Here is a 5,674-nt window from a genome sequence, read left to right as displayed (position 1 = left end):
GCAGGTTGCCGTAAATTTGGCAAAACCCCTTCGGGGCTCCCGCTTCGGGGCGCCGGGGGGGGGGCGGGCAACCCCGGCGGGGGGGGGGCGGCCCCCGCAGGACCGGCCGCCCGCCGTCGCGGGACGTCAGCGCGTCAGCAGGCGCCGACGAGCTTCCACGGGCCCCACTCCTCGGCGCCCGGGACGTTGTTCTGCGTCCACCACTTCGCCTCGTAGATGTTGCCCTCGTGCGAGACCTTCGTCCCGCCGGTGTACGTCGCGGTCGACGACCACGCCGCGTCGGTGCACTCGCCCGGCTCGCCGCCACCGGGGTTCTCCCCGCCCGGGTTCTCGCCGCCGGGGTTCGTGCCGTCCGCGGTGACCGTGAGGTCCACGCAGTTGTAGAACGCGTTCACCGTGTCCGCGACGCTCCAGCGCGCGAGGATCGTGTGCTCGCCGAGCGGCAGGCCGGTGAGCGTGTGCGAGATGTCCTTCGGGGGCTGGACGTTGCCGCCGTCGAACGACGCGAAGAGCTCGCCGTCGACGAAGTACTCCCAGACGCTCGTCGCGTGGTTCGCGGTGAGCTTCCACTGGAAGGTCACGTCGCGGCCCGTCGTCGTGCGGGGCCAGGGCTTGGACTCGTCGTCGAGGATCGCGTAGCCGCTGCCGCCGGAGCACTGCATCGAGCCCTTGGGGGCCTCGACGGACTGCGGCTCGTACTTGATGGAGCCGCAGTCGAAGGACGTGGCGCCCGTGGCGCACTGGTCCTGCCGGCTCGGCGGGGACGTGATCCAGCCGTGCGCCGAGGCGCTGGGGGCGATCGCGATCGGGGCGACGATCGCGCTCGCGCCCACGGCGGCGGCGAGGAGCGCCGCGCGGAGTCGCTTCATGGGGGACTCGCTTCCTGTGTCGGGGAGGGCCGACGCCGTGCGGAGCCCGCACCGTCGGCCGTGACGTCGTGGACCGTAGGCAGCCCCGCGACGTCCGCTCAACGACTACGCACGCCGGCTCCCGGGTACGGGAACACCCGTACCCGGCGGGCCCGAGGGACCAGGATCGTGCGGCTCCCGCGGTGCCGCGACCGGGGCGGACGGGGCCTCCCGCGCGGCCCCAGCGGGTGAAAACGTGTGGGGATCACGTAGCCCGGGAAGGGTGGGCGGCGGCCGTCCGGCGCGCTCGCGCGCGGGTCCGCCCGAGCAGCCGGGATCAGGCGGACGCGTCCTCCTCGCGCAGCCGGGGCTCGGTGCGCAGCGCCGGGCGGACGCCCGACTTGTCGGCGTAGAACGCGCGCACGACGTCCATGTCGGCGCGCACGTCCCCGGTGAGCTCGATCGTCGGCCCGAGGCCCGTCGTCATCGTCGTGCGGTCGACGTACCCGAGAGTCACCGGCAGGTGCGCCTCGCGCGCGATCCGGTAGAAGCCCGACTTCCAGTACGACCCCACGCCGCGCGTGCCCTCGGGCGTCACGACCAGCGAGAACACCTCGCCGGCCTGGATGCGGGCGACCACGTCGGTCACCACCCGGCTCGGGTCGCGGCGGTCCACGGGGATGCCGCCGAGCGCGCGCATGAGGGGTCCCGCGGGGCCCGCGAACAGCGTGTGCTTGCCGAGCCAGCGCACGTGGATGCCGGTGCTCCACGCGATCGCGAGCATGAGCACGAAGTCCCAGTTCGACGTGTGCGGGGCGCCGACGAGGAGGGTCGGGCGACCGGTGTCGTAGGGCTGGGAGCGCAGCGACCACCGGCTGGTCGCCCAGTAGGCGCGGGCGAGGGCTCGGCGGATCACGACGCCACGGTACAGCCCCGTCCCCGGCGCGGCCGGTCGCCGTCGACAACCGCACGACGCCAGCGCTAGTCTCCCGGCGGGTAGGAAACTTCCCGACCTACCCGCTCGGCCCGGACCGACGTGACCGCACCCACTGCTCGACGGAGACCAGATGGACATCACCCCCGCCGGTACACCCGCCCTCCTGCGGACCCTCAACGCCCGCGCCGTGCTCGACGCGCTCGCCGCGGGCGCACGTCTCGCGCGGCCCGACCTCGTCGCGGCGACCGGCCTGTCCAAGACGACCGTGGCCCAGACGCTGCGTGCGCTCGAGGGGACGGGCGTCGTCACCGAGGCGGGCCTCGACCGCGACCGCCGTGGCCCGGCCGCCACCCTCTACCGCATCGACCCCGACTACGCGTTCGGGCTCGGCGTGGACGTCGCGCGCGACCGGGTGCGGGTCGCGCTCGTCGACGTCACGGGCGCCGTCCGGGCGCGCGCCGAGCGCCGGGACGTCAAGGCGACGCCCACGGCGCGGGCCCGCGCCGCCGCCGAGCTCGCGCGGGCGTGCGTGAGCGACGTCGAGGCCCGGCTCCCCGAGGGGACGCGCGTCGAGGTGACGCGCGCCGTCGCGGCGGTCCCGGCGATCGTCGGGCCCGACCACGTGACGATCCGCCGCGTGCCCGGCTTCGAGAAGGGCGGGACCGAGCTGCACGACGCGCTCGTCGACGCGCTCGGCTGCCCCGTGACGCTCGAGAACGACGTCAACCTCGCGGCGCTCGCGGAGCAGCGCGACGGCGTCGCGGCCGGCGTGCGCTCGTTCGTGGTCCTCGGGCTCGGGGACGGCTTCGGCGCGGGCCTCGTGCTCGACGGGCGGCTCCACCGCGGCGCGGCGGGCGGTGCCGGCGAGGTGTCGTTCCTCCCGCACCCGGGCCGCTCGCTCGGCGCCGAGACCCTGGGGGCCACGTCGCTCGCGGCGATCGCCAAGGAGAACGGCCTGCGCGACGCCGTGAGCGTCCAGGAGATCGTGGACCGCGCCGAGAACGGCGACGTCGCGTCGGGCGACGTGCTCGACGAGGTCGCCGAGCGGATCGCCGTCGTCGCGGCGTCGGTCGCGCTCGTCGTCGAGCCCGAGCTGTTCGTCCTCACCAACCAGGCGGCGCGCGAGCCCATCGCCGGCCGCGTGCGCCGTTTCCTCACCGAGAAGCTCGCGGTGCTCCCCGTCCAGGTCGTCCCGTCGGAGCTCACGTGCGACGCGGTCGTCGTGGGCGCCGCGCGCTCGGCGAGCGACGCCCTGCGCGACGAGGTGTTCCGCGCGGCCGCGGCCCACCCGGGCGAGCCCGACACGGCCGCGGCCCACCCGGGCGAGCCCGACACGGCCGCGGTACCCGACGAGCGCGAGGAGGCGGCGTCGTGACCGGCACCGCGGGCGGGCCGCCGTCGGACCTCGTCACGCGGCTGGGCCTGGCCCCGGACGCGCGCGCGATCATCCTCAACGCCGACGACTTCGGCATGTGCCGCGCGGCCAACCGCGCGGTCTCCGAGCTGCTCCTCGCCGGGCGGATCGACTCCGCGACCCTCATGGTCCCGTGCGCGTGGGCGCCCGAGGCGCTCGCGTTCGCCGCGACCCACCCCGTCGACGTGGGGGTGCACCTCGTGCTCACGAGCGAGTGGACGCGGTACCGCTGGCGGCCCCTCACCGGGGGCGGCACGTCCCTCGTCGACGACGCCGGCTACTTCCACCGCGACGTCCTCGCCGTCGAGCAGCAGGCGCGCGAGGAGGACGTGGCCGCGGAGCTCGCCGCGCAGGTCGACGCGGCGCTCGCCGCCGGGGTCGACGTGACCCACCTCGACAACCACATGGGCTCGGTCTACGGGCTCGAGACCGGCCGGTCGTTCCTGCCGCAGGTCCTCGGGCTCGCCGCCCGGCACGGGCTGCCGTTCCGGCTGCCGCGCACCACCGACGGGATGCTCCTGCCCCCGGGCGACGTGCAGGGACTGCTCGACGAGGCGACGGCCGCTGCCGACGCGCTCGGCGTCGTGCTCGTCGACCGCCTGTGGACCCACCCGTTCGAGCTCGCGGGGGAGGGGACGGTGGAGGAGGAGGACTACGAGGACGTCCGCTCCGGCTTCCTCGACCTCCTGCGCCGCGTGCCCGCGGGTGTCACGGAGATCTACCTGCACCCGATGCTCGACGACGACGAGCTCGGCGACGTCGCCGACTACGGCGTCGCGAAGCGCGGCTTCGAGCGCCGCCTGCTCGCCGACCCCGCCGTGTCCGCGGTCGTCGCGGAGGAGGGGCTCGTGCGCGTCGGCTGGCGCGACCTGCGCGCGGTCCAGCGGGGCGAGCGGTGAGCGCGCCCCGCCTCGCGCCCACGCCGCCGCCGGCCGGGCTGCTCGCGCGCGTGCGCGACCGCCGCCTCGCCGGTGCGCCGTCGCGCGCGCGGACCGTCGCGTACGCCGCGTCCGCGTTCCCCGCGAACCTGCTGCTCCAGACGTTCTCCGCGTTCGTCGTCTACTTCTACGTCGACCACCTGGGCGTGCCCGCCGGCTGGGTCGCCGGCGCGATGATCGCGCACGGCATCCTCAACGCCGTCCTCAACCCGCTCGTCGGCGCGGCGTCCGACCGGCGCCGCACCCGCTGGGGCCGCCGCGTCCCGTGGATCGGTCTCGGCGTCGTCCCGCTCGTCGTCGCGTTCGCGCTCGTGTGGATGCCGCCCGCGCTCGGCCCCACCGGGCTCGTCGTGTGGTTCCTGCTCGTCGTCGCCGTGTACGACGTCGCGTACGTCGTCGTCGTGCTCAACGTGTCGGCGCTCTTCCCCGAGATCTTCCGCACGACGGCGGAGCGCGCCCGCGGCAACGCGCCCCGCCAGATCTTCGGCCTCGTCGGGATGATCCTCGGCACCGCCGGCGCGCCGCTGCTCTACGGCACCCTCGGGTGGACGTGGATGGCGCTGCTGCTCGCCGTCGTGAGCCTCGCGTTCTTCGCGTGGTCGCTCGTCGGCATGGTCGAGCGGCCCGTCGACGAGGAGGCCGTGCGCGACCGCGAGGCCGCGGTCGGCCTCCGCGACCAGCTCCGGTACACGTTCGCCAACCGCGCGTTCGTCACCTACGTGCTCGGGTCGCTCCTGCTCCAGAGCACGACCGCGATCGTGCTCGCCGCCATCCCGTTCTACGTGCGCTACGTCGTCGGCGGCGCGGAGGCCGACGCGACGTTCCTCCTCGCCCCGATCTTCGTCGCCGCGATCCCGTCGATCGTCGGGTGGTCCTGGGTCGTGCGCCGCGTCGGCCCGCGCTCCGCGATGCTGTGGGTCGTCGCGGTCTACGGGCTCGCGACGTGCCTCTACCTCCTGCCGTCCACCGTGCTCGGGGCGGCCGCCGCGGGCCTCGCCGTCGGCGTCGGCGTCGCCGGCCTCATGCAGGTGCTGGAAGTCGCGCTCGCCCAGGTCATCGACGACGACGAGCGGCGCACCGGGCTGCGCCGTGAGGGCATGTACTTCGGCGCCAACGGGTTCGTCGTGCGCGGGTCCGTCATCGTCCAGGCGGTGCTCGTCGCCGCCGTGCTCGGCGCGAGCGGGTACGTCGAGGGCGCGGGCGACGTCGCGCAGCCCGAGTCCGTCTCCACCGGCGTGCGGCTCCTGCTCGGCGGCGTCCCTGTGCTCGTCGCTGCGCTCGCGTTCGTGTGCTTCTGGCTGTACCCGCTGCGCGGGCGCGACGCGGGCGAGGCCGTCGTCGAGGCCGAGGCGTCGCCCACGGCGGCGGATCCGTTGCCGCGGTAGCGCTCGGGGTCCTTCGAAGTCCTTCGGGGTCGTTCGGGGCGGCCCGGGAGGTCGGGGCGGGGGGGGGGGGGGGGGGGGGGCCCCCCCCCCCCCGCGCCCCCCCCCCCCCCCCCCCCCCGCCCCCCCCCCCCCCCCCCCCCCCCCCCCCCCCC

Annotated in this window: 5 protein-coding genes; 3 read left to right on the top strand and 2 right to left on the bottom strand. The window is 75.7% G+C overall.

Annotated elements, in window-relative coordinates; translation table 11 throughout:
• Nucleotides 1-134 precede the first annotated feature (134 nt).
• Nucleotides 135-869 (bottom strand): lytic polysaccharide monooxygenase, encoded by a 735-nt coding sequence (locus GYH36_RS18725; RefSeq protein WP_162290652.1) that lies wholly within the window; start codon nucleotides 867-869, stop codon nucleotides 135-137.
• 316 nt (nucleotides 870-1,185) lie between these two features.
• A complete protein-coding gene (locus GYH36_RS18720) occupies nucleotides 1,186-1,764 on the bottom strand; it encodes a 1-acyl-sn-glycerol-3-phosphate acyltransferase (RefSeq protein ID WP_312028717.1) in 579 nt (192 codons plus the stop codon).
• Between the two features lie 151 nt (nucleotides 1,765-1,915).
• On the opposite strand from GYH36_RS18720, the gene GYH36_RS18715 reads away from it, so the two are divergent.
• Genes GYH36_RS18715 through GYH36_RS18705 form a run of 3 tightly spaced genes read left to right on the top strand, consistent with a single transcriptional unit; the run spans nucleotide 1,916 to nucleotide 5,522 of the window.
• On the top strand, nucleotides 1,916-3,160 hold the full coding sequence (locus tag GYH36_RS18715; protein ID WP_162290650.1) for an ROK family transcriptional regulator: 1,245 nt from the start codon (nucleotides 1,916-1,918) through the stop codon (nucleotides 3,158-3,160).
• Nucleotides 3,157-4,098, top strand: coding sequence for a polysaccharide deacetylase family protein (locus GYH36_RS18710; RefSeq protein WP_312028716.1), 942 nt, complete (start codon nucleotides 3,157-3,159; stop codon nucleotides 4,096-4,098). The genes GYH36_RS18715 and GYH36_RS18710 overlap by 4 nt, the downstream gene beginning before the upstream one ends.
• Nucleotides 4,095-5,522, top strand: a complete 1,428-nt coding sequence (locus tag GYH36_RS18705; RefSeq protein WP_312028715.1) for an MFS transporter — start codon at nucleotides 4,095-4,097, stop codon at nucleotides 5,520-5,522. The genes GYH36_RS18710 and GYH36_RS18705 overlap by 4 nt, the downstream gene beginning before the upstream one ends.
• The last annotated feature ends 152 nt before the right edge of the window (nucleotides 5,523-5,674 follow it).

Source organism: Cellulosimicrobium composti, from assembly GCF_010287905.1.
In the GTDB taxonomy this organism is placed as follows: Bacteria; Actinomycetota; Actinomycetes; order Actinomycetales; family Cellulomonadaceae; genus Cellulosimicrobium; species Cellulosimicrobium composti.
Note: the sequence above shows the minus strand (reverse complement) of the source record. Positions and strands in the feature narration are given on the sequence as shown.

Excerpts from the sequence above, each read along its gene's own strand:
- GYH36_RS18725 (WP_162290652.1), bottom strand. The coding sequence starts at position 869 with ATGAAGCGACTCCGCGCGGCGCTCCTCGCCGCCGCCGTGGGCGCGAGC.
- GYH36_RS18715 (WP_162290650.1), top strand. The coding sequence starts at position 1,916 with ATGGACATCACCCCCGCCGGTACACCCGCCCTCCTGCGGACCCTCAAC.